The organism is Chryseobacterium sp. Marseille-Q3244, from assembly GCF_940807095.1.
Lineage (GTDB): Bacteria > Bacteroidota > Bacteroidia > Flavobacteriales > Weeksellaceae > Chryseobacterium.
In genome coordinates this window covers 203,366-226,676 of the sequence record NZ_CALNWX010000003.1, presented here as the reverse complement: position 1 = coordinate 226,676, position 23,311 = coordinate 203,366, and the positions used below count along the sequence as shown (strand labels likewise).

Below are 23,311 nucleotides of genomic sequence, written 5' to 3'. Positions count from 1 at the left end.
GGTTTCTACTAAGAAAAAGTTTTAATAAAGAAAACGAAGGTAATCAGAAAATTGAAGAATATAATTCCGGTTCTTAACTTTACCGGATCAAGTTTTTTGGTGAAATGAGCACCAAAATATCCGCCTAGAATTGTAGCAACCATCATGGTACAGGTTTCCGGCCAATATATTTTACCCGCTGAAATAAATAAAATAACTGCCGCAGCATTAGCTATTCCTGTAAAAAGTGTTTTATTAGCATTGATGATTTTGATGTCTGATAAGCCGAATAATGCCCATACAGCCATCATCATAATTCCTACTGCACCACCAAAATAACCGCCATATATTCCTAAAATAAACTGAGCACCTAAAACTAATCCGGAACCAATCTTAATTCTTTTTCTAAGCCAATTACCGGCTTGTTTTCCAAATGCAAATGCGAGAGAACCTAATAAAAGAAGCCATGGAACTATTAGCTTAAAATCTGCTGATGGAGTATATAAAAGAAGAAAGCCTCCTGCACATCCCCCCAAAAGAGTAAAAATAATCATTGCCGTTATTGAAATATTGGGAAAAGGCTGAATATACTCTTTGAACTTCCAGGCACTGGCTAAGCTACCAGGAAATAATGCTACAGTACTGGATGCATTAGCCTGAATCGGAGGAACGCCTGAATAGATAAAAGCTGGAAAAGTAATGAATGATCCACCACCAGCTGCCGCATTCAAAGCACCAGCTATAAGTCCTATCAAAAATAATAAAATGTAATTTTCCATGAAAAAAATGGTGAATAAAGATAATACAAAATAGGCGTAATCATTAACAAAAAATTGCAGTTCTCTTCAGAAACATCTAATTTTACACTTTAAATATTTCCCTTGCAATACGCTCAAATTGTTTTACCACTTAATTTAAAAGGATCCTTCACCTATAAGGTTCCAGAAGAACTAATGCCTGAAATTCAATTAGGAATGAGGGTTCTGGTACCATTTGGAGGAAAAAAGATCTATACGGGAATTGTTTTTGAACTTCATGATAATGCTCCGGATAACTTTGTGGCGAAGGATGTCATCAGTATTTTGGATGAAAGACCCATTCTTCCGGAAGAACAAATTCGTTTCTGGAACTGGCTTTCCGATTATTATCTGTGTAACCTCGGAGAGATTTACAGGTTAGCTTTTCCATCTTCCTTAAAACTGGAGAGCGAAACGTATTTAAAATTAAAACCCGGTGTAGTTATTGACTTTGAAAACCTGGATGTCAATGAAATGTACTTGGTTCAGGCGCTGGAAGTAAGACAATTGGTCAATCTTACAGACATTGAAGCATTTATTCCCAAGAAAGAAATTATTAAAACCATCAATTCTCTGATCGATCTGCAGTATATTGAGATTGATGAGAAAATTGCCGAAAAATATAAGGCGAAAGAAGTAGCTTATGTAAGAATTAATGATAGTGTTTTAAACAATCAGAATCTTACAGAAATTCTTTTAAAGCTGAATAAGGCCCCTAAGCAAAAAGATCTGTTCCTTTTAATTTTAGAAAAGCAGACTGAAAACCCTGATCTTCATATTAAAAAAGCCGAATTGTTTGAAGACGGCTATTTTGGAAGCTCTCATTTCAAGGCGTTGGCAGACAAAGGTCTTGTGGAGGAATATTATATGCAGAAAGACAGGATTGAAAGTTATGAAGGCGAAATTGAAGAGATAGAAGAACTTTCCGAAGAGCAGAAAATAGCAAAATCTGAGATCGATGAAGCTTTTGAAGAAGGAAAAAATGTGCTGCTTCATGGCGTAACATCGTCAGGAAAAACGCATATTTATTTAGAGAAAATTGAAGAGTGCATCAGAGAAGGGAAAAACGTTCTCTTTTTACTTCCTGAAATTTCTCTGACTAAACAGATTACCCAAAGACTTGAAAAAAAATATGGCAGGCAGTTAGGATTTTACCATCAGAAACTGACAGATTTCGAAAGGGTAGAGGTGTGGAGAAGAATTAAACAGAATGATATCCGTATTCTTGTGGGAACCAGAAATGCTTTGTTTTTACCTTATCAGGATCTGGGATTGATTGTAGTAGATGAAGAACACGATTCTGCTTATAAACCAAGGGAAGTTACGCCCTATTTTAATGCTAAAGATGCTGCACTGGTTTTGGGTGGTTTGTATAAAGCCGGAGTTATTCTGGGCTCTGCAACCCCTTCTGTTGAAAGTTATTACAGAGCCAGAAAAGATAAAATGAAATACATTTTCCTGAATGAAAGATTCGGGAATGTGAATCTGCCTGAATATGAACTGATTAATTTCAAAGAAGCTCAGGAATCTAAAAACGTATCTGGAAATTTTTCTACAAGGCTTATTGACGCCATTAAGCACACAATTGATGAAAAGAACCAGGCTATCGTTCTTCACAACAGACGTGGATATGCCAATGTTATAGAGTGTGAAACCTGTGGTTATGTTAATTATTGCTCCAATTGTGATGTGGTAATGACGTATCATAAGGCGGCCAATGAAATGAAATGTCATTATTGTGGTCAAAGAGCTTCAAAGCCTAGAACCTGCCCGAAATGTAACTCGGAAAACCTGAATGAAAGAGGAGTAGGAGTAGAGCAGATTCACGAAGAAGTATCCAAACTGTTTCCTGAAAATGAGGTGGACAGGATGGATGTAGATTCTATGCGTAAGAAGTTTGCCTATGAAAAGCTGTATGAGAAAATTGAAGATGGAGAAACCGATATTGTAGTAGGAACACAGATGATTTCCAAAGGTCTCGATTTTGACCATATAGAATTGGTAGCTATTCCTAAAGCTGATTCCTTATTATATGTACAGGATTTCCGGGCAGAAGAAAGGGCCTATCAGTTAATTACACAGGTTTCCGGAAGAGCGGGAAGAGTTTCAGGGAAAGGTAAAATCCTGATTCAAACTTATAATCCTGATCATTCCGTATTTCAGCTGATTAAAATGAATAATCCGGCGAAAATCTATAAGTATATTCTTACCGAACGTCAGAAATTCCACTATCCGCCGTTTACCAAACTGATTATGATCGAACTGAAACACAGGAGAGATGATAAGGTAGACCGTGCCTCTCAGTTTCTAGGTTCTATTCTGAGAAAATATCTTCCTGAAGAATGTATTTTGGGACCGGAAAGAGCTCAGATTGCCAGGTTAAATAATTTATATCAGTTCCAGATTTTACTGAAGTTACCCCGTGGGAAAAACTATGAAAAGTTTAAAAACATGGTTTTGATAAGTTTGAAAGAATTCGATGAAATTACTGCTTATCAAAGCATTAAAAAGGATGTTTTTGTTGATTTTTAACAATTTTTAACAAACTTTACACTCTTTTATAAGACCTCTGTGGTCCGTTGTATAACAATAATTTCTACTTTTGGACGTTGATTAAGTGTTTGGCTTTTTTATTGAATGATTTAACTTATCATTTTCTACAGGCTCAAACTATAGAAAACAAAAAAAGGATAGATGGTAAATTTCAGAAAATATATTTCAAGTGCAGCGGTGTTGGCTTCCGGTTTCTTCCTGGCTCAATCTACCGTTTCTACTGTTCTTTACTCTCAGAATTACGACAATCAGAAAAACAGCTTAAACCTTCCGTCGCCTGTAAGTTCGATGGTGGAGAAAAGTGTTTTGTCGGCTAAAGAACTTGTAGACATTAATGTAAACACAATGATGGCGGATCCTGTGCTGAAAAATGCAACCTGGGGATTCGTAGTGTATGACCCGAAAACGAAGAAGGTCATTTCTTCGTACAACGAAAGCTCGCCGTTAGTCCCAGCTTCCACAACAAAATTACTGACTACTGAAACAGCATTGAATCTCCTAGGGGAAAACTATCGTTGGATGACTCAGTTGGAGTATTCAGGAACTGTAGATGAAAACGGAACGTTAAACGGAAATTTGTATGTAGTAGGAAGTGGAGATCCATCTCTGGGAACAAACAAAGCAGGAGCAGGATCTTATAGAGACATTATTTCAGATTTCATAGGTGGACTTTCGCGTGAGGGAATCCGAAAGGTAAATGGTGATATTATCATTCAGACAGCGCTTTTCAAAGGCAATATTGCAATGCTTCCGGAAAATGTTGTATGGTTGGAAAATAATAATTATTATCTGCCTGCAGGAACCACACATGCCATTAATCCGGCTAATGAAAAACTCATCGTAAAGAAATCCGGTTTTTCTACAGAAAAGAAATTTTTCTACGTTTCACCTTATGCTCATCAGATGGTATATGCTGAAAAATATGATGGAGATGGAATTTTAACAACAAAACTTCCGGATGCACCAGCATATCTGGCAAATTCTTTCAGAACTACCTTGGTGAAAAGCGGAATTCCTGTTACCGGAAAAGTATCTGCAAAGATGACGGACCCAACTCCGGAAAACAGAAAAATGATTTCTGCTTACAAATCTCCAACATTGGGTGATATTGTATATTATACGAATCAGCATAGTGATAATTCATTGGCAGAAGCGTTATTGAGAACAGTAGGTTTTCAGAAATTAGGAGATCAGACTTCAGAATCAGGAAGAATTGTAGTGACAGATCACTTAAAGGATGCTGGTTTTGACATGTTGGGTCTAAATTATATAGATGGAAGCGGACTTTCAAGAAGCAATAATGTGACTCCCATTTCTCAGGTGAAGTTTTTGACTTCTTTAATGGATGAAAAATATTACAGATCTTACTTAACATCTTTACCTATCGGTGGACAATCCGGAACCTTGAAAAGAATGTTCCTTGGAACGGGGAACGGACAGGTTTTTGCAAAAACAGGAACTTTAAATAAAGTGAAAACACTGGCTGGTTACCTGAAGACCAATTCTGGTAAAACCTTAGTTTTCTCTTTAATGGTGAACAATTATTCAGGATCAGTAGATATGGTGAAGAAAAGAATGGAAAAGATTCTTGAACCGGCTCTGGATCTTTAGAACCCGTTTATTTTATATATTATAAGAACCTTTTAATCAATGATTAAGAGGTTTTTTTTATATTTGAATATTACAATATTTCTGCATATGAGAAAATTTTACCTGCTGATGTTGAGCTTTTTGATGGTTCAGCAGCTTTATAGTCAAAAAGAGATTCATACTATTGAAATGAAAGGATTGGTAGAACAGGAAATGAAATCTTTTACCAAAAAAATGGGAATCGGAAGTGTGAATCCCAATACTCTGAATTATGATTTACAATACCAGAGAATGGATGTGAGTGTTGATCCTGCTGTTCATTATATTTCCGGATCTGTGACCTCGCATTTTAAGCCTAATCAGAGTATGGCGAGTATTTATTTTGATCTTACCAATCTTCTGTCGGTTTCTCAGGTACAATACCATGGCAGCAATATTCCGTTTCAGCAGCTTTCTACCCAGGAGATTAAAATTGATTTTCCGGCTTCTATTCCGGCAAATACCTTAGATTCACTGACAATACATTATTCCGGTTCCCCGGCAAATAATACGGTCAGAATTGGAACTCAGGGATCTAATATACCTGTCTTTTCTACTTTAAATGAACCGTATGGTGCACAGGACTGGTTTCCTACTAAACAAAGCTTAAATGATAAGATCGAAAGATTTGATTTTAAAGTGACTACGCCATCACAATATAGTGTAGCTGCCAACGGAAAATTAATGTCTGAAATCATTTCTACAACAACCGGGAAGAAGCTGACTTTTTGGAGAACGATGTATCCTACTGCTGCTTATCTTATAGCACTATCTATCACAAATTTTGCTAAAACGAATAGCACCATCGGAAACCCTCCATTTCCATTTGTCAATTATATTTACCCATCAACAGCCGGAGATCCTGTAAAAGTATCCAATATTGAATGGACAAAACAGATAATGGATATTTTTGAAACGTATTTTGGATCTTATCCTTTCCGTAATGAAAAATATGGGCATATGGAATATCTTAATGGCGGCGGAATGGAACATCAGACCATGTCTTCCATGAGTGGTTGGACTAAGTCTCTTATTGCCCATGAACTCGCTCATCAATGGTTTGGAGATAAAGTGACTTGTGGAATATGGAATGATATATGGCTGAATGAAGGTTTTGCAACTTTTGGAGAACATGTTGCCAATGAAAAACTGATTATGACCCATGATGAGTTTATGAATTATCTTGTTAATCAAACAGCTTTAATTACCAATAATGTGGGGGGAACTACTTATGTTCCTGATACCGGGCTTAATGATATCTACAGAATTTTTGATAGTAGGCTGACCTATGCGAAAGGGGGGTATGCTTTAAGAATGATAAAATGGATCTTAGGTGATGATATTTTCTATCAGGCACTTAAAGATTATCACGGAAGACCTGCTTTGGCTTACAACTATGTGAGAACTGCAGACTTTAATGCATCTTTACTTCAGTCTACCGGAAAAGATTTTACAGAATTTTTTAATGACTGGATCTATGGAGAAGGGTATCCAACTTATGCGATAAAGTGGAAGCAAACGGGTAATCAGATTACATTGAATGTTTCTCAGACACAAAGCAGCCCTACAGTAAGCTTTTTCGAAATGCCTCTGCCTGTAAAAGTTACCGGAACAGGTGGACAGACTGCTGATTTAGTATTGAATAATACTTTCAATAACCAATATTTTGCTGAAAATATATCGTTTCCTATAGCAAGTGTTCAGTTTAATGCTGAACATCAGATTCTGGAAAAGAATTCTACTGTTGTCCAGGATAATACATTAAGTGTATCTTCTGTAGAAAAGGATAGCTTTGGTTTATATCCTAATCCAGCAAAAAATGAACTTTATGTAAAGGGAATAGATAAAGCAACCGAGTTTTCTATTCATGCTATAGATGGAAAATTAGTAAGAAAAGCTATTTATCAACCAGGAAAAGCTATACAGATCGGAGAACTGGTTCCGGGAGCCTATGTTATTACAGTGAATGAAAAACATATCAAATTCATTAAGCATTAAGGAGACGTTACAGAATATAAAAAAGCTTTCATATCAGAAAGCTTTTTTGTTTTTTAAAAGCTTTTGTGCCCCTTTTCTTTGCTGCTTTTACTTTGTACCTGAACCATTTTTCTTTAAAGATATTTCGCATAATATTATCAAAATTTCTTGTGATGACCAGGTTTTTAAACCCACGCCACTTTTCAAGAAGGCTTGATGGCAGCGCTCTGACTGATACGGAATATCCTCCGGTTTCATATTGTATATAATGCCACCATCCGGACGGAATATAAAGGGTTTCCCCTGGATGAAGGATGGCTTCATACCCATTTAAATAAAGTAAGGCTGGATACTGCCGGTAATCTGGTGTCTTTATATTAGGCAAACTATGGAAATTATAAGGTAATTTATACATCAGATCAGATTGTTCCCAGGGAAATAGCCAGATTCTTTTAATTCCCTCAAACTGTGTGATGAAAACGTGGGACATGTCAATGTCAATATGATTCCGGGTAGCAGAACCCTGGCCTCCGAAGAACATAAAAGGTAACCATTTTAATATTTTACCATTGGTAACATCATTATAGATGATATCATTTTTAAGCTCCGGTTTTATGCTTAGTAAATTAAATAGAAATAATCGATGCTCAGTAGGAGTGGAGTCTATCAGGTCAAGATATTCTGAGAATGTAGTCTGTGCTATAGGCTGGCTGGCCACTCTGTCCATAGAGTCCATTTCACTGCCGTAAATATCTACCTTTTGATTGCCGGCTATTTCTTTGAAATATTCATAGTTCCATTTTTTGAATGCCGGGCTTTCGGGATCTACAAAATCTTCAATAATGACAGGAACCTGAGCTTTCATGTGGTGGGTTATAAAGTTTCTTGAAACGAGTTTCTTTGTTTTCTTTACCGGAATCAATTGCATATTCAGAAATTTTAAACAAATATAAATATTATCCTACTAAATTAGTAGACTAATAATGTTAAAAATGAAACTAAAGATCAAATTTTAGAATTAAGGGGATAAAAGGTTTTATTTTACTGCCTTTTTAGTAAATTAGCACATCTAAAAAATTACTAAAAATGATTTCTGAAAAATACCTTCAACATTTACAGAACGAACTTCAAAATATTGAGAATGACGGACTTTTTAAAAGAGAAAGAATCATTACTTCTCAACAAAGTGCAGAAATTGAAGCCAACGGAAAAAAGCTTTTGAACTTTTGTGCCAATAATTATCTTGGATTATCCAACAATCCGGAGGTCATGAAAGCTTCCCAGGATATGATCCAGTCTCATGGTTACGGAATGTCATCTGTACGTTTCATCTGTGGAACTCAAGATATTCACAAAGATTTAGAGAAAAAGATTGCTGATTTCTTAGGACTTGAAGATACCATTCTTTATGCTGCCGCTTTTGATGCAAATGGTGGTGTTTTTGAACCTTTATTTACAGAAGAAGATGCTATTATTTCTGATGAACTGAACCATGCCTCAATTATTGATGGAGTACGTCTTTGTAAAGCAGCAAGATATCGTTATAAAAATAACAATATGGCTGATCTTGAAGCTCAATTAATTGCTGCTTCAGAAAAAAATCACCGTTTCAAAATTATTGTAACGGATGGTGTTTTCTCAATGGACGGAATTGTGGCAGACCTGAAAGGAGTTTGTGATCTTGCAGATAAATATGATGCTTTGGTAATGGTTGATGATTCCCACGCAACCGGATTTATCGGGAAAACAGGGAGAGGAACGCATGAAGCGAATGAAGTAATGGGTAGAGTAGATATTATTACCTCTACCTTAGGAAAGGCTTTGGGTGGCGCTTTAGGTGGATTTACTTCTGGTAAAAAGGAGATCATCGATATGCTGAGACAGCGTTCCCGTCCTTACTTATTCTCCAATTCATTAGCACCTGGAATTGTAGGAGCTGCTTTGAAAGTATTGGATATGATTTCTGATGATACTTCTCTTCGTGATAAGGTAATGGAAAATGCAGACTATTTCAGAACAGAAATGAAAGCTAAAGGATTTGATATTCCTGATGGAGATGCTGCGATTGTTCCGGTAATGTTGTATGATGCACCGCTTTCTCAGAAAATGGCTGAAAAACTAATGGACGAAGGAATCTATGTGATTGGATTCTTCTATCCGGTAGTACCAAAAGGAAAAGCAAGAATCAGAGTTCAGCTATCTGCTGCTCATACCAAAGAACATTTGGATAAAGCGATTGCCGCTTTTGAAAAAGTAGGAAAAGAATTGGGAGTGATCTCTTAATTTCTGAGTTGAATAAAATCAATGAAATATAAGCTTCGGTTCGGGGCGGCAAAGCCGCCCCGAACCGAAGCATTTTATATAGATATAATTTTAAATGACTTTTGATCGGAATATTAGCTTTTCCCAATCAAAAGAAAATTATTTTTAAAAATTATAGAATAAGCTTATCTTTGCTGTTAATTTTTTCTGAATGCTTTATACAATCATCAAAGCGCTGCACATCATTTTTATGGTAAGTTATTTTGCGGGAATTTTTTATCTCGTAAGACTTTTTGTTTACTATAAGGATACCGATGAATTTCCTGAAGAAAAAAAGAAAATTCTGAGGGAGCAGTATACATTTATGGCCAGAAGGCTATGGAATATTATCACCGTGCCTGCCGGAGTCATTATGGCAGTATGCGGATTGGTTATGATCTTTTTAAATCCGGGGCTGATGAAAATGGGATGGTTTCATTTAAAGCTGACCTTCCTGATCGGGCTTGCCGTCTACCACTACTGGTGCTGGAAAAAAGTGTTGAAACTGAAAGCGTTGAACGGAAATACACTGGAAACAGCGAATATCAAGTTAAGACAGGCTAACGAAATTGCTACTTTTATTTTATTCCTGGTGGTGTTTACTGTAATCCTGAAATCGATGGCAATTGAATACTGGTGGCAATTAATTGCAGGATTTTTCGTTCTTGTATTTCTGATTATGATGACCGTAAAACTTGTTAATAAGAATAAAAAAAACAAATAATTGTTTAAGTGAAAGAATAAGTGTGTCTTACGCTTTTTTACTTTTTACATTTTACTAAAAAACTATGATTGCAATTTTAAAGAAAGAACTTTGGAGTTACTTTGGAAACTGGAGTGCATGGGTAATTATTGCCGCTTTCAGTTTAATAGGAACTCTATTTCTGTTCTTTTTCGACAACGATTCTAATATTTTTGAGATCGGGGCAGCGTCGCTGCAAAGCTATTTTGTGTTAGTTCCATGGCTTTTGATGTTCATTATTCCGGCGCTTTCCATGAAAACTTTTGCTGAAGAACAACAAACGGGAACGCTGAACTGGCTGTTTTCACAACCTTTAAAAGTTTCAGAACTGGTAACAGGAAAATTCCTGTCTGTATGGATTGTTGGGATTTTATGCCTGATTCCATCACTAGTTTACCTTTATACTGTATATGTTCTTGGAGTTCCGGAAGGTAATATTGACCTTGGAATGACCTTGGGAAGTTATATCGGGCTGATTATTTTAATCGCAGCTTTTTCAGGAATCGGAATTTTAGCTTCTTCATTATCACAGAATCAGATTATGGCTTATCTGCTAGGCGTTTTCATGTGCTTTATCATGTATTTTGGAATCGAACAGCTGGCAAGTTATAAACTTTTGGGCGGAGCAGATTTTATCCTGCAGAATATAGGTTTTTACCAGCATTTCCTGGGCTTCACAAGAGGTCTTATAGATGTAAAGGATGTTGCCTATTTTATTCTGGTCATCAGCGCATCATTAGTATTGTCTAATCATTTTATTAACAAAAAGAAGTAGCGTATGAAGAAGATCAATACTAAATCTCCATTGGGGATTTTCTTAATTGCGATTATCCCTTTGGTTATTATTCTTACCTATTCAGGAATAAGATTTGATTTAACAAAAGAAAAAAGATATACCCTTTCTGAGAGTACCATTAAAGTACTGGAATCCGTTAAAAAACCTTTGACTGTAGAGGTTTATCTTGAAGGTGATTTCCCGGCAAGCTTTAAACAGCTTCAGGGAGAAACGAAGTTTATGCTGGAGGAATTCAGGAAAATTAATCCGAAAATTGATTTCAAGTTCATAGATCCATTGAGACCTAAAATCCCGGAAGATAGTTTGGCAGCAATGGGTATGCAGGCTTCTTTCCTGCCGGATTCTAAGGATGGAAAATTTACTCAGATTACAATTTATCCGTATGCAGTGATCAGGTATAATAAAACAGGAGTTTCTATTCCTTTGATTGTACAGCAGACAGGAATAGATGCAGATCAACAGCTTACAAGATCTATAGAAGGATTAGAATATAACCTGGTTTCAAACATCAAGAATATTGCTGCTGATAAAAGGAAAAAAGTAGGTGTTCTGATCAATCAGGACGAATTAAGTCCGGATGAGTTTCAGGGATTTATGCAGCTGGCATTGGAAAATTACGATGCAGGACCTATTATTCCTAAAAATCAAGTCGAACTTAGCCTTCAGGACCTGCCTTTATTGAAGCAGATGAGTGCTTTAGTGATTGCAAAACCTAGAAAAGCCTTTACAGATAATGAAAAGGTAATTCTTGACCAATATATCATGAATGGTGGGAAAACACTTTGGATGATTGATGCGGTAAATGCTGAAATGGATACCCTGACAAGATCTAAAAAAGTAATGCCTTTCCCGGTGGATATCAATATGACTGACTTCTTTTTCAATTACGGACTAAGAATCAATACTGCGTTGGTGAAGGATGTGAAGAAATATGCACTGCTGAAGCTGGTAACGGGAGAGGTAAGTGGAAATCCTCAGTTTACAAGCCTGCCATGGCCTTATTTCCCTCTTGGAATTGCTGAAAATAATAATCCGATTACTAAAAATATCAACCCGGTAAAATTCGAATTCCCAACTTCTATTGATACATTGGGGGGAAGAAAGAATATAAAAACAAAAGTTCTTTTCGAATCCAGTGAAAGAACATTGCTGAAACAGGTTCCGAATTATGTTGATCTGAAAGAAATTGCCACTGTAGACAGCCTCGGACAAATGGAGAAACCAAGTACTCCAAAGATTTTTGCGGTAGCATTAGAAGGGAAATTTAACTCTGCGTATGCTTCAAGGATTGAAAGAAAATCGTATCCTGGTTTTAAAGCAGAAAGTCCTGAAAATAAAATGATCGTTATTGCAGACGGAGATATAGGACGTAATAAAGTCATTAAAGGAAAACCACTTCCATTGGGAGTAGACATGCTGACAAATGAACAGTTTGGAAATGAACAGTTCCTTAGAAATGCTTTGGATTATCTATTGGATGACAGTAATCTGATGGAATTAAGAAACAGAAACATCGAAGAAAGACTTCTTGACAGACACAGGATAGAAGAAGAGAAAACCAATTGGCAATGGCTGAATTTATTGCTTCCATTGATGGTTATTGGCCTTATCGGAGGATTATTCTTCTGGCTGAGAAAGAAGAAATTTGGATATAAATAATAAAAGAGAAGCTATTGAGCTTCTCTTTTTATTTATAGTTAATATAGTTTATCATTCATGATCCCAAGATCTACATTTTTTCCTTTTTCATCTCCCTTCCAGCCATTCAAGATTCCATATTCAATAACTTTTCTTACCACTTCAGGAGTAATTTCCATCCGAATATTTTCATGTTCTGTTAAAATCATATAATCGAAATGAGCAAATAATTTTTGCCCGGAATTTTCTTTTTGTGTAATAATCAAGTTAATAATATCATCATTTCCTGAAGCGAGTCAACTGTATTCAATATCATTAATTATTATATTTCTTGAAGCCTTTTTTGGAAGTCCCATTTTAATTGTTTTTCTTATTCAAATGTAACTGATATTTCTCCAACACATTCCATATTCCATAAAAAGCATCATTGCCTTTCTTATCTGAGAAATTAGTATTGAAGATCATAATTCTACCTAAATTATTTTTAGGATCAAAAAATAGCATCGACATTACCCCAGGATCTCCACCTGTATGACCAATATAGCCTGTATAACCAAATCCCATGAATATTCCTACATTGTAAGATTCGTTGTAAGGATTTTGAGTATTTCTTTCGGTAAAATTCGTAGCAGTAAGTTGTGGTGTGAAGTATTCTTTATAGCTTTTTGGGTTCAGGATTGTACCTTTTCCATTGTATCCTTTGATTAATTCAGTTAAATATTTACTTAAATCAGAAATATTGGTGATAAATCCTCCGTCAGGATAAGTTGCTGAAAGATAATAAGGCAGAACCGTTTTAGGATTTTCATAAAGTCTTGAGAATTTAGAAAACTGAATATCTTCGAATTTCCATCCTGAATCGTTCATTTGTAAAGGTTTCAGAATATATTCTTTGGTAAACGCACTGAATTCCTGACCGGTTGCCTGCTCAATAATAAAAGCAGCTAATGCAGTTCCCACATTAGAATATTCATAGATTTCTCCTGGTTTATGAGTGGAAAAACTATTTTCATTCCATTTTCCATGTTCTGATAACACATTTTCTAAAAAAGAACCCATTGTCAAGATAGAATCAGAAGGATTGAATACTTGCTCATCATCAAAAGTAAGCTTTGCTCCATTCAGGTTTTGTTTGGGCTTTAGAAAGTAATTTTTTGATAAATAAAATTCATTATCCAGAATAGAAGAAGTATGGGTAGCGAGTTGGCGGATAGTGATGGTTTTCTGAGGAAAATTAGGATTCACAGTTTTAAATGGTAAATACTTTTGTATCGGATCATCCAATTTCAGTTTTCCCAATTCCTGAGCTTTCAAAAGAGCGATTCCAACTAATGTTTTAGAAACAGAAGCAATATTTTGAATGGTATTGAGGGTGTAGGGTTTCTTTTCTTTTATATCTGAAAAGCCAAATCCTTTTTGATAAAGAGTGGATTGATCATTAACTATAGCCACTGAAAAACCATTAAAATTTCCTTGTTGATATATTTTGTTGATGTCCACATCTAAAGAATCCTGAACTTTATGATAAGCAGAAGTTGAATTGTTTTTCATGCCGTGACATGAAATCAAAGAAAGAGAAACTATTAAAAAGATGATACTTTTTATCATAAGATTTTAATAATAAGACATTTGAGTAATATGTTTTGTTACGGGTTATTAAGAAAATACTTCTCTACTGCATTAATATCATTCTTTTTTAAAGCCTGAAAAATAGTCCTTTTTTAGTTTTTCAGCATGCTTTAGTGAAGGCAGTCCTATGCTTTTTCTGTGTTTGTTTATGGTTGTAGAATCTATTTCTTTTAGAAAGGAACGTCCCATTCCATAGTAGGTACTTTTACCTAAATAATGTTTGCCACCATCAACCATCATAGAGTAATATAGCGGCGGGCAGTCTCCTGATTTGATATATTCAAGTACCTTCTTTTCGAAATAAGGGTAAGAACTTTTAGAGTCGGCTGTATGACTTAGCAATGTAAGCATAGGAAAACTGCCTATCTTCTGTTGTGAAGGAAACCCAAATTTTTCAAAGGTCCATTTGAAAAGAGCTGCATTTTTTTCTACATTTCTTCTCACCAGTGCTGTATCAAATGGTCTTCCTAGTTGGTCTCTTTTGAAGGCAACACGAAAAGAATCTATTAATTGTTGATTCAATTCTTTTTTCCAGTCTGCTATTTTCTGTATAACTTCTGTACTGTCTATATCATATTTTTTAAATAAGGGTAAGTATTTTTTATATTCATTATCGTAGGGAGATATCAAAGGAATTAATTTATATAGGCTTTTTTTTCCTCCAAAATCTTTATTGTATTTGTCCGAAAGTATAAGATAAGTGGAATATTCTTCAATTCTTTCCTGATTTTTAGGTTCGAATTCTTTAAAAAGTTCTTGATATTGCTGAATGGCCAAATTAGGATTATTAGCCATTCTGTAAATGCTGTCTATTTGATTTACTTTGTTATAATAAATAATATAGTTCTTTTTACATGAAGTTAATGTAAAAACAAAAATAACTAAATATAAGAGAAAATTTCATATTATTAAATTAATTAAGAAAAGACTTTAACAGGCCTCTTCTAAGCTTTTATAATTGATTTTGTGGGCAGACTAAAAATATAAAATATTATTCAATTAATTCTAATAGGGTGTGAAAAATATACTGTATTAAATTGTTTATAAATAAGCAAGAAAAAGCAATAAAATGAGTTATGGTTTTTATTTATAATTAAGTAAAAATACCCGAATTCAAAACAGGTATTTATACGCTATGAAAGTGCTTGTATTCCATCTAATTTTGTCTGGCAGGATAGGCTAATCTATCTGCTTTCTTCGGAAATATCACTAAATCATCATATCATGCCAACAAAACAACACAACAGATTTCTTCTCCAGATGATGGAGGGAGTGAGTAACTTAAAAATGGTCATTACAGATCATAGCGTTTCCTCTGGGCAACCTTGGGAAAATACGCCGGATATTATTCAGAAATCCGGAAATACTTGGGAAATTGACGTCCAGGCCGGAAGACACGGCACCGATACGGTGGCTCAATGGTTCAAAAGTAAGATATCAGGAGGTGATGCTATTGGATGCAGCTCTAATGATGCTTTGCCGGCTAAATTGAACTTTGCATTTACCTGCATCTTATCTTTCGATTACCAGAACAGGCATTGTGAGCTTCGTGATGTACAGATTGGGCAGGGGCACAATTCAAAATTGGAGAATAACTGGTGGATTGGGAGCCGAAATATTAAAAAGATATCGGGTACCTATATCTTAAAAACAGATGGTAATATGCATTTTAACTGTAATGTTTCAGTGTCCGGTGTGAATCAGTTTTATCTTAAGTTAAATGAGTCGGAGTGGATGAGTAAATTGGATCAAAATGTCTCACTGAAAGCTTTAAGTATCCCCGGGACACACGATTCAGGAACGTATAAAATTTCTTCTGCATCATTTGGAGCAAGGTGTCAGAACTATGACATTAGACAACAATTGGAAAATGGGATTCGTTTTCTGGATATCAGACTCGTGAATTCGTCCAATTCTTCTGATCCGCTAGATCTTTATCATGGTATTATTTCCTGTGGAGTTACTTTTGGTAATGTATTGGATGCCTGTCAGGCGTTTTTAAAGGATCATCCGTCTGAAACTATTTTAATGTCTGTAAATAATGAGAAAAGCGGCCAGGACATTTCTGATAATTTCATTCAATACCTTAAAAAATACAATACCCTTTACTTTCAGGGAAACGCCATTCCAAAATTAAATGAAACGAAAGGAAAAATTCTCTTTTTATATAGATTCGAACTTAATGCAGGAAACTCAGGAATTGATAAAAATAAAGTAGGAGTGAGGTTTGGAGCATGGCAGGATGATACGACTTTTGAAACAACGAATGCCAATGGACAGAAATTCTATATTGAGGATAATTATGAAAGTTATGATACCCACAAAAAAGTAAAATATGTACAGGAAAACCTGGAACGGGCTATGCAGAAAAATGCTAATAATGATGCTGTTCTGTATGTAAGCTTTAACAGTATTGCCTATGGCGTCTTTCATCATACTCCTTATCAATATGCGTGGGGAGGCTCAGGAGTTGATCCGGCCATGAATCCATGGCTGAAACAGTATACCCAATATTCAGGAAAGAAAAGATTGGGAATCATCCCACTCGATTTTTATAACAACGGTGGTGGAAATCCAATTGAAAACGGGTTGGTTGATAATATTATCCAATCCAATCATTAATTTTTTTAAGCACAAAATTGGTTAAAAATACTTTACTCAAACGTTATATCTGTGGTTTTATACCATAATATGTAGATAAAAAAAGAGAAACTATAACGTTTCTCTTTTTTTGTTAATGAGTATTTTAATTTTATTCTTTGATAAACTTAGAGCTTAAATCTCCGATTTTATAAATGTAAAGACCATTAGTTAGATTTTGTACATTCAGGGTAATAAGATCATCATGGCTGGAAAAAGCCTGGTTAATCACCAACTTTCCTGTTGTATCAAAAACTTCAACTTTACTAGCATTGTTTTGAGGATTATTGATCTTTAATGTAGTTTTCGCAGGAATGGGAAAGGCTGCTAATTTATTCTTTACCGTCATAATCTCTTTGTTCGCAAGAACCGTCGTAGGTAATGAATAAATTTCTGTTTGCTGAGTCGTCTCGTTAAGTAATTTTATCTTGTTGGTGTTATCTATTGGATCGTGATAGATTTTGGTATATTCAACCCTGTAAGTTCCTGGGAAATCTTTGATAATGGTACCATCTTCGTCAATGATTTTTAGCTTCGAATCAGGTGTGCCACTTTTATGGAAATAGACGATAAACTCAAGTTTGTCATTCGTATTGAATATATTTTTAGAAACCTGATAATCTAAATCGGGATGAAAAATCATCCATTCATAGCCTGCTGGCATTGTGATATTAAGCGTTTTGATATAATCGTAGTTTTGTCCGTAAATTTTTATGATAGGTTGATCTATCACTTGTGTACAATACAATAACTGATTGTCATTAATGTAAACGGCAGCATCTTCGTTAGCCGGAAAAGTATGTACTAAGTTTATTTGTCCAAAAGCAAATCCTGTCGCTAGTAAGGCGATCGAAAATAAAAGTTTTTTCATGGTTAAGAATTTAATGAAATATTGAAATTTATTTGTTTTGAGTGTTTATAGAATGATGGAAGTAATGGTTATGTTCTTTCACGATTTAGCTTCACAAAAATAGTAAAATAATTAGAATTAATCATGGATCAAGCAGCTTTGACGATGAAATTAAATGTATTTAGTTCTTAATAAAAAAGAGAAGCTGTAAAGTTTCTCTTTTATTTTGTCTAATATTTTTCTAAGTTTTTACTCCTAATAGTTATTAATAATTTTCCAATACTGGAATAAGATGTTCCCAATTCAGCTGTTTAGCATAATCCAGTGCGGTTTTTCCCGCTTTAGATTGAACCGTTTTATCTGCTCCGGCTTCCAGTGCAGTCTGTACTGTGGTTAAGTTTCCGGCAATAGTTTCTCGGTGAAGAAGGGTCTGTCCATTGTCATCAATAAGTTTGATTTCATCCGGGTATTCCTGTAAGAATTTCGCAAAATCGTCTTTCATATTTCTGCTCATAGGATGCTCTACAAGATTTTCAGGCTCTTCTTCCTGGTTGTTTACCATAAGAATATTGTTGAAATCACCAAAATCCAGCTGCCAGGCATTGTCATGATCCTTTCTCTCTGAAGCAGACATATCTGAACGCATTTTCTGAATGGTAAAACCACCATAAGCTTTAGGAAGAGGTTCTGTAGATGATGAGAATAATTTAGAAAGACCTTTAGGCTTCTTTACATTGGGAGTAATGGCGAAAAGCCAGTCACTGATACCACTAAGAGGAATATCAATATAATCTCCCACCTGAACATTCTTTAAGGTGTTGGGTTCATTGATCAGATATCCTGTTACACGCTCACCGTCAAATCCAATATCATTGATCCACATGTGTTCAACAATAGTTTCTCCCGTTTCGGTGGTATCTGAAAAAAGAGCTTTTACACATGATACATTAAGTCCCGGAATGATTCTTCTGTATTCCCAGGATTGTTCACGCCAAAAATATTTAAAAGTTTCCTGTGCTTTCTTGTACGCTTCAATCATTTGCGGATCATCTCCATCCGCCCAAAATATAGGATTTTCTTCCATATAATAAATTGTGGTTTGGTGTATTGTTGAAATGTTTTTAGTTCTGATAGGTTTCCTTTGGAAGTAATGCGGCCGTTTTGTAATAGGTTATATCCACGGGGAATTGTTTCTGAAGCTCATGAAATGTTTCATAATCATAATGAGCCCAGTTCTGTTCGTTATCGGGATCTGATGTTTTATCAATAGCAAGTTCCAGTTTTCCGTCTTCCTGATAACTGCACTCTATAGCGGCATATTTTTCTCCGTTTTCATCCTTAGTATACCAGCATTTTACTGTTCTTTCAAGCTGTGGCTCATGAGTTTCATTGTCAATCACCTGTGAGCATATAAAATTTTCAGGGTCGTCAGTTTTAAAAACAGTTTTGGAGATTAGAGGTTTCTCGTCTACAGACAGTGAATATAGTTTATTGGTAGTAATGATGAATCCGTCAGCAGTTTCCTTTTTTTCGATGTCAAAAAAATCAGATTTTTCCTTTAGGTATTCCAGAACTTCATTCTCATTGTCTCCTTCATTTAAAAAATAATTGATGTTATATATACTTTCATCGTTGATGAATTCAATTTCTTTCAGTATATCGGAGTCATTTTCGTAATAATACAGATGGTATTCATCTAGCTTGGTAGCTTTGCTTTTGGAGATGACTTCTCCAAAAATGTTTTTGTACACTTTTCTCATTTTTAATCATGTTTAGTTTCATCTATTAGTTTAAGTGGTATAGAGCAAAGATAGTTTTCTTTTTTATCTTCTTCCAAAGTGTAAAACGGTATTTATTTCGTAATTATTTTATATGTCCTTTATAAAATCCTCATATTCGTAATAAAACCTTTCGAATCCATCCATTTTTTCGACAAAGAATTCAAAAATTTCCTGCCATGTGTTTCTATTGAAGACTGAAACCCCATGTTTTTCTACCCAAATACGGCTGATGACCTTTCCATTTTCCAATGTAAAATATTCGTCTTTCTGAAAATCTCCGATAAAGTCTTTTAAAATATCTTCCAAAGACCATATCTTTTCATAATAAGCATTACGAAAAATCTCATCTTTCATTTCGATTTCAAGAGAAACCTCTGCTTTTTTGTTGTCTGCAGAGAATTTAAATGACATATCCTTGATCTTAGTATCATACAGGATCCATTTTCTTGGAAAGGATTTTCCAAAAGCTGTCCAAAATTCCTTTTTGAGTTGTTGTGCTTCTTGTTTACTGAACATAGGACAAACATAGCAATTTAATAGGAAAAAGGCAAAACTGCAATGCAACAAAACGATAAAAAATAATGCGATTAATGAGCTCTTTTGCAATTTTACCTTTTCGGTTAAACATGTTAAACAATTTTCTTATTTTTGCTGTGATGCTATCAAAAAAATCTCAATATGCGTTTAAGGCACTTTCATATCTTGTAGAAAAAAGAAATGAAGGTCCGGTTCTTATTTCCGAAATAGCGGAACACAAAAAGATACCTTTAAAGTTTTTAGAAAATATCCTGCTTGAACTGAAAAAAGCGGAGATCCTTGACAGTAAAAAAGGAAAGGGAGGAGGATACTTCTTGAGGGAAAATCCTGAAAATGTGAAATTAGCCAAAATTATCCGTCTTGTGAACGGTCCCATTGCCATGCTTCCGTGTGTAAGTCTCAACTTCTATGAAAAATGTGAAGACTGCAACGAAGATCATTGTGGCTTACATGATGTATTGATAGAGGTTAGAGATGCCTCACTGAATATTCTTGAGAAAAAAACTTTAATGGATTTGGTCGACTGACCTGATCCTTTTTTTTGAAATAATAGTCTACTTGTTTTGTAGGATAATATTTTTATTGGATATTTGCATGACTTCAAAAGAATAAATTATGATTCCAAAAGAAGATGCAGGTACTATAAACTCATGGCGGGCAGGAGATTTGCTGAACAGAACTATTGTTCCGGTAAACAATTCAGAGAGTGATAAACAAAACAAACTTACAATTTCAGAGCTATGGTGATTACAAAAAAGATTCAGATAAGGCTCAATATATTGTTAGTAACGATTGCTCTGGTATCAGCAGCCGTTTTTTCCCTATATGAGCTGGGTTATTTTGATGAGTTGCAGCAGATGTTGGCAAAAGATCATTATATTTTTTACTGGATGCTTTTGGTGGGTGTTTTTGCAGAGATTGTAGCAGGATCAATGGGGATGGGCTATGGCGTGATCTGTACCACCACACTGATGTTTCTGAACATTCCGCCTCATATTGTAAGCGCCAGTATTCATTCTGCGGAAAGCTTTACTACAGCAGCAGGAAGCGCAAGTCATATTAAGCTTAAGAATGTAAGCATAAGCCTGGTGAAGAAATTAGCTGTTCCTGCGGTCATTGGAGCAATTATAGGGGCTGTTAGTCTTACTTATCTTGGCGAGTATTACGCAAAGATCACTAAAACAGTGATTGCTTTTTATACTTTATATCTTGGATTCCAAATCCTTTCCAATGCTTTTAAAGACAAACAGAGTAAAGCATTGAAAAGAAAGACTAACCTGACAAGACTTGGCGTGATTGGAGGATTTATAGACTCTTTTGCCGGTGGTGGTTGGGGGCCTTTGGTAACCGGAACACTTATTAAAAATGCTTTTACTCCAAGATTTGCAGTGGGAAGTTCTACTGTTGCGAAATTTATCCTGACCATTACAGCCGCTGTTACCTTTTTCTTTACTCTTGGAATTCAGCACTGGAATATTATCCTTGGGCTTTTAATAGGTGGAATTATTACCGCTCCTTTTTCCGCAATGCTTACTGCAAAGCTTCCGGTGAAGAAAATGTTTCTGGTCATTGGAGTTTTGGTGATTGTGATGAGTTCTATAACTATTTATAAATCAGTGTTCAGTTAAAAAATATGCTTGTGGATGTAAAAATAAATGGATCAAAAATAAATTTGATTTTGAAAATATTCTACTTTTACATCAATAAATATTAGAATATGAACTTACATATCATTGCACTTTTTAAGTTTAATGAAAATTATCTGATGGAAGCAGTAGAGCTTTTTCAAAATCTGGTGAAGGAAACAAGAAAAGAAGAAGGATGCCTACAGTACGACCTTGTTGAAGATAAAGACAATAAAGGAACATTTTTCCTGATTGAACTTTGGGAGAGTGTGGATCATCACAACAGACACAACGGTCAGGATCACCTGCTGGACTTCCGTAAAGATGCTTCCAAAATCATGGAAAGAGGGGTGGAGGTTTACAAAGGTTTTAAAATATATTAATGAAAATAAAAGGCGGCTTCAGTATTCTGAAGACCGCCTTTTTATTAGAAAAAATAGAAAGTATTTGAGTAAAATATTATTTTACGATAAGTTTTTTCGTTTCCGAAGTTCCTCCAAAGTTAATTTTTACAAGATAATTTCCTGAAGGAAGATGAGCCAGGTTAAGATCTTGTCTGTAGAACCCTGCCTGATTGGTTAATTCAGCAGCATGTACCTTTTTTCCGGTTAGGTCATATACTTCTATACTTCCTTTATTGCTTGCTTTTTCTTTAACATCAAATAGAACCGTTACTTTTTTATCCGCAGTGGTAGGGTTCGGATAGATTCCAAAAGAAGCTTTTTTACTTACCTCTGTAATTCCCAGTGATCCGGTAATCTTTTTGTATTTAAAATACATGTTTCCAGTGCTTGAACCATCACTTTGTGTGAAGTACATTCTGTAATAATCATTCCCTTTTTTGACATAATACACAACGTTATTCTTCAAAGTAGTAATCACTTTCCATGAATGCCCAATTGTAGTAATATTGGATGAAAAATTACTGGCTGCAGGAATGTTTCCATCAGCTACCTGTTGAGTTTCAGGATCTACCATGGCAACTTTCAGACCTGGGCCCTGAATGGCTCCTGCAACAGGATACATCTGAACTCCATTATAGAAGGTGAAATATTTTGTAAATACTAAGTCCCACGCATTTTTTGAAGGTTCCATATTAGGAACTTTTGCTCCGGTATCAAATGAGAAATAGTTGAAATAAGCGTCATCAGTTCCGTTAGCTAAAGTTCTTGTTTCAGTTGGTGTCCATGCAGTACCATCCCACTTGGAATATTTAAAAGTGTATCCTGAAAATGCATCTTCAATAGCAAATTTAATATAAGTTCCTGAAGCATATTTTAGAACAAAAATTGCTTTTCCATTAATATGGTGATTCACCGGATTATAAACTCCCCATCCTGTAGAAGGAATATTGGGGTTAGGACCTGTAATAGGACCCTGTTCAAAGGCTCCCTGGCTCCAGTCCGTAATTTGATCAGGGTTATAAAGTGGCTCTCCCCAAGAAGCTTCATTGTTTATATTGATATTATCCCATTCTGCTAAACTGGTTGCAGCGGTATATACTTCAATGTTCTTAGCATCATTAATTCTTGTTCCTGTTGCATAAGGAGAAACTCTATAGAATGCTACATCCCATGTAGTAGCAGATTGAGAAACGATATTTCCATCAGAAAAATTAAAGAATGAACGATTTTGATACCCACTTCCCAACGTCATATTTGCTTGTGTGTACCCTAATGCATCTGTCTGCGCTAACACAGTCTGTTGAACAGTAAGAGCAAGCAACGATGCCAATAATAGTTTTGTTCTCATAATTTATTTTTTAAATTCTTATTTAGAATGATTCAACAAAAGTATATAATTATTTTTAATCATTCTAAATAAAAACATGATTTTT

At 35.2% G+C, this 23,311-nt stretch carries 22 protein-coding genes; 12 read left to right on the top strand and 10 right to left on the bottom strand.

The features are described from left to right. Positions 1-8: 8 nt before the first annotated feature. Entirely contained in the window at positions 9-758 is a 750-nt protein-coding gene (locus NBX25_RS06890) for a sulfite exporter TauE/SafE family protein (RefSeq protein ID WP_250253252.1), read from the bottom strand. A 102-nt stretch (positions 759-860) separates the two neighbouring features. Between NBX25_RS06890 and priA the strand changes: the two genes are divergently transcribed. The 3 genes from priA to NBX25_RS06875 all read left to right on the top strand — a co-directional run bounded on the left by priA (position 861) and on the right by NBX25_RS06875 (position 6,956). Continuing rightward, the gene (gene priA, locus NBX25_RS06885; protein ID WP_123908370.1) at positions 861-3,308 is read left to right on the top strand and encodes a replication restart helicase PriA; all 2,448 of its coding nucleotides are present in this window, start codon (positions 861-863) and stop codon (positions 3,306-3,308) included. A 162-nt stretch (positions 3,309-3,470) separates the two neighbouring features. After that, positions 3,471-4,940, top strand: a complete 1,470-nt coding sequence (gene dacB / locus NBX25_RS06880) for a D-alanyl-D-alanine carboxypeptidase/D-alanyl-D-alanine endopeptidase (RefSeq protein WP_250253251.1) — start codon at positions 3,471-3,473, stop codon at positions 4,938-4,940. An 87-nt stretch (positions 4,941-5,027) separates the two neighbouring features. Continuing rightward, positions 5,028-6,956: a M1 family metallopeptidase gene (locus tag NBX25_RS06875; RefSeq protein ID WP_250253250.1), complete on the top strand. Its 1,929-nt coding sequence runs from the start codon at positions 5,028-5,030 to the stop codon at positions 6,954-6,956. A 28-nt stretch (positions 6,957-6,984) separates the two neighbouring features. On the opposite strand, the gene NBX25_RS06870 is transcribed toward NBX25_RS06875, so the two are convergent. After that, positions 6,985-7,863 carry a cupin-like domain-containing protein gene (locus NBX25_RS06870; protein ID WP_250253249.1) on the bottom strand — a complete coding sequence of 293 codons (879 nt, stop codon included), beginning with the start codon at positions 7,861-7,863 and terminating at the stop codon, positions 6,985-6,987. Positions 7,864-8,021: 158 nt separating this feature from the next. On the opposite strand from NBX25_RS06870, the gene kbl reads away from it, so the two are divergent. From kbl to gldG, 4 genes are all read left to right on the top strand, one after another. Then, positions 8,022-9,218 carry a glycine C-acetyltransferase gene (gene kbl / locus NBX25_RS06865; RefSeq protein ID WP_123908363.1) on the top strand — a complete coding sequence of 399 codons (1,197 nt, stop codon included), beginning with the start codon at positions 8,022-8,024 and terminating at the stop codon, positions 9,216-9,218. Between the two features lie 190 nt (positions 9,219-9,408). Then, a complete protein-coding gene (locus NBX25_RS06860) occupies positions 9,409-9,960 on the top strand; it encodes a CopD family protein (RefSeq protein WP_123908361.1) in 552 nt (183 codons plus the stop codon). 64 nt (positions 9,961-10,024) lie between these two features. Continuing rightward, a complete protein-coding gene (locus NBX25_RS06855; protein WP_123860017.1) occupies positions 10,025-10,753 on the top strand; it encodes an ABC transporter permease in 729 nt (242 codons plus the stop codon). Between the two features lie 3 nt (positions 10,754-10,756). Further along, a complete protein-coding gene (gene gldG / locus NBX25_RS06850) occupies positions 10,757-12,433 on the top strand; it encodes a gliding motility-associated ABC transporter substrate-binding protein GldG (RefSeq protein ID WP_250253248.1) in 1,677 nt (558 codons plus the stop codon). A 38-nt stretch (positions 12,434-12,471) separates the two neighbouring features. On the opposite strand, the gene NBX25_RS06845 is transcribed toward gldG, so the two are convergent. From NBX25_RS06845 to NBX25_RS06835, 3 genes are all read right to left on the bottom strand, one after another. Next, the gene (locus tag NBX25_RS06845) at positions 12,472-12,621 is read right to left on the bottom strand and encodes a hypothetical protein (protein WP_250253247.1); all 150 of its coding nucleotides are present in this window, start codon (positions 12,619-12,621) and stop codon (positions 12,472-12,474) included. 148 nt (positions 12,622-12,769) lie between these two features. Continuing rightward, positions 12,770-13,963: a serine hydrolase domain-containing protein gene (locus NBX25_RS06840; RefSeq protein WP_250253246.1), complete on the bottom strand. Its 1,194-nt coding sequence runs from the start codon at positions 13,961-13,963 to the stop codon at positions 12,770-12,772. Between the two features lie 135 nt (positions 13,964-14,098). Next, positions 14,099-14,836 carry a hypothetical protein gene (locus tag NBX25_RS06835; protein ID WP_250253245.1) on the bottom strand — a complete coding sequence of 246 codons (738 nt, stop codon included), beginning with the start codon at positions 14,834-14,836 and terminating at the stop codon, positions 14,099-14,101. A gap of 429 nt (positions 14,837-15,265) precedes the next feature. Here NBX25_RS06835 and NBX25_RS06830 point away from each other — a divergent pair, with 429 nt between their 5' ends. Further along, positions 15,266-16,663, top strand: a complete 1,398-nt coding sequence (locus NBX25_RS06830; RefSeq protein ID WP_250253244.1) for a phosphatidylinositol-specific phospholipase C — start codon at positions 15,266-15,268, stop codon at positions 16,661-16,663. A 130-nt stretch (positions 16,664-16,793) separates the two neighbouring features. Here the strand turns inward: NBX25_RS06830 and NBX25_RS06825 are convergent, their stop codons facing one another. From NBX25_RS06825 to NBX25_RS06810, 4 genes are all read right to left on the bottom strand, one after another. Continuing rightward, positions 16,794-17,552: a T9SS type A sorting domain-containing protein gene (locus tag NBX25_RS06825; RefSeq protein ID WP_250253243.1), complete on the bottom strand. Its 759-nt coding sequence runs from the start codon at positions 17,550-17,552 to the stop codon at positions 16,794-16,796. Between the two features lie 244 nt (positions 17,553-17,796). After that, complete coding sequence (locus NBX25_RS06820) at positions 17,797-18,615, bottom strand: DUF2314 domain-containing protein (RefSeq protein ID WP_250253242.1); 819 nt, start codon at positions 18,613-18,615, stop codon at positions 17,797-17,799. A gap of 37 nt (positions 18,616-18,652) precedes the next feature. Then, positions 18,653-19,291, bottom strand: coding sequence for a hypothetical protein (locus NBX25_RS06815; protein ID WP_250253241.1), 639 nt, complete (start codon positions 19,289-19,291; stop codon positions 18,653-18,655). 108 nt (positions 19,292-19,399) lie between these two features. Then, entirely contained in the window at positions 19,400-19,828 is a 429-nt protein-coding gene (locus NBX25_RS06810; RefSeq protein WP_123860035.1) for a DUF4268 domain-containing protein, read from the bottom strand. A 140-nt stretch (positions 19,829-19,968) separates the two neighbouring features. On the opposite strand from NBX25_RS06810, the gene NBX25_RS06805 reads away from it, so the two are divergent. The 4 genes from NBX25_RS06805 (at position 19,969) to NBX25_RS06795 (ending at position 21,857) form a co-directional block, all read left to right on the top strand. After that, positions 19,969-20,376: an RrF2 family transcriptional regulator gene (locus tag NBX25_RS06805; protein ID WP_109712849.1), complete on the top strand. Its 408-nt coding sequence runs from the start codon at positions 19,969-19,971 to the stop codon at positions 20,374-20,376. A gap of 88 nt (positions 20,377-20,464) precedes the next feature. Further along, positions 20,465-20,596 (top strand): hypothetical protein, encoded by a 132-nt coding sequence (locus tag NBX25_RS24660; protein WP_262697004.1) that lies wholly within the window; start codon positions 20,465-20,467, stop codon positions 20,594-20,596. Continuing rightward, entirely contained in the window at positions 20,590-21,477 is an 888-nt protein-coding gene (locus tag NBX25_RS06800) for a sulfite exporter TauE/SafE family protein (protein ID WP_250253240.1), read from the top strand. Before NBX25_RS24660 ends, NBX25_RS06800 begins: the two co-directional genes overlap by 7 nt. Before the next feature lie 89 nt (positions 21,478-21,566). Continuing rightward, entirely contained in the window at positions 21,567-21,857 is a 291-nt protein-coding gene (locus NBX25_RS06795; RefSeq protein ID WP_250253237.1) for a putative quinol monooxygenase, read from the top strand. A 76-nt stretch (positions 21,858-21,933) separates the two neighbouring features. Here the strand turns inward: NBX25_RS06795 and NBX25_RS06790 are convergent, their stop codons facing one another. Continuing rightward, entirely contained in the window at positions 21,934-23,226 is a 1,293-nt protein-coding gene (locus tag NBX25_RS06790; RefSeq protein WP_250253235.1) for a T9SS type A sorting domain-containing protein, read from the bottom strand. Positions 23,227-23,311 lie beyond the last annotated feature (85 nt).

Bases quoted from the DNA above. Each gene is read 5' to 3' on its own strand.
- NBX25_RS06835 (WP_250253245.1), bottom strand. From the start codon at position 14,836: ATGGCTAATAATCCTAATTTGGCCATTCAGCAATATCAAGAACTTTTT.
- NBX25_RS06795 (WP_250253237.1), top strand. From the start codon at position 21,567: ATGAACTTACATATCATTGCACTTTTTAAGTTTAATGAAAATTATCTG.
- NBX25_RS06790 (WP_250253235.1), bottom strand. From the start codon at position 23,226: ATGAGAACAAAACTATTATTGGCATCGTTGCTTGCTCTTACTGTTCAA.
- NBX25_RS06830 (WP_250253244.1), top strand. From the start codon at position 15,266: ATGCCAACAAAACAACACAACAGATTTCTTCTCCAGATGATGGAGGGA.
- gldG (WP_250253248.1), top strand. From the start codon at position 10,757: ATGAAGAAGATCAATACTAAATCTCCATTGGGGATTTTCTTAATTGCG.
- kbl (WP_123908363.1), top strand. From the start codon at position 8,022: ATGATTTCTGAAAAATACCTTCAACATTTACAGAACGAACTTCAAAAT.
- NBX25_RS06870 (WP_250253249.1), bottom strand. From the start codon at position 7,863: ATGCAATTGATTCCGGTAAAGAAAACAAAGAAACTCGTTTCAAGAAAC.
- NBX25_RS06890 (WP_250253252.1), bottom strand. From the start codon at position 758: ATGGAAAATTACATTTTATTATTTTTGATAGGACTTATAGCTGGTGCT.
- NBX25_RS06800 (WP_250253240.1), top strand. From the start codon at position 20,590: ATGGTGATTACAAAAAAGATTCAGATAAGGCTCAATATATTGTTAGTA.
- NBX25_RS06860 (WP_123908361.1), top strand. From the start codon at position 9,409: ATGCTTTATACAATCATCAAAGCGCTGCACATCATTTTTATGGTAAGT.
- NBX25_RS06815 (WP_250253241.1), bottom strand. From the start codon at position 19,291: ATGAGAAAAGTGTACAAAAACATTTTTGGAGAAGTCATCTCCAAAAGC.
- dacB (WP_250253251.1), top strand. From the start codon at position 3,471: ATGGTAAATTTCAGAAAATATATTTCAAGTGCAGCGGTGTTGGCTTCC.
- NBX25_RS06810 (WP_123860035.1), bottom strand. From the start codon at position 19,828: ATGTTCAGTAAACAAGAAGCACAACAACTCAAAAAGGAATTTTGGACA.
- NBX25_RS06875 (WP_250253250.1), top strand. From the start codon at position 5,028: ATGAGAAAATTTTACCTGCTGATGTTGAGCTTTTTGATGGTTCAGCAG.
- NBX25_RS06855 (WP_123860017.1), top strand. From the start codon at position 10,025: ATGATTGCAATTTTAAAGAAAGAACTTTGGAGTTACTTTGGAAACTGG.
- NBX25_RS06845 (WP_250253247.1), bottom strand. From the start codon at position 12,621: ATGATTTTAACAGAACATGAAAATATTCGGATGGAAATTACTCCTGAA.
- NBX25_RS24660 (WP_262697004.1), top strand. From the start codon at position 20,465: ATGATTCCAAAAGAAGATGCAGGTACTATAAACTCATGGCGGGCAGGA.
- NBX25_RS06825 (WP_250253243.1), bottom strand. From the start codon at position 17,552: ATGAAAAAACTTTTATTTTCGATCGCCTTACTAGCGACAGGATTTGCT.
- NBX25_RS06820 (WP_250253242.1), bottom strand. From the start codon at position 18,615: ATGGAAGAAAATCCTATATTTTGGGCGGATGGAGATGATCCGCAAATG.
- NBX25_RS06840 (WP_250253246.1), bottom strand. From the start codon at position 13,963: ATGAAAAACAATTCAACTTCTGCTTATCATAAAGTTCAGGATTCTTTA.
- NBX25_RS06805 (WP_109712849.1), top strand. From the start codon at position 19,969: ATGCTATCAAAAAAATCTCAATATGCGTTTAAGGCACTTTCATATCTT.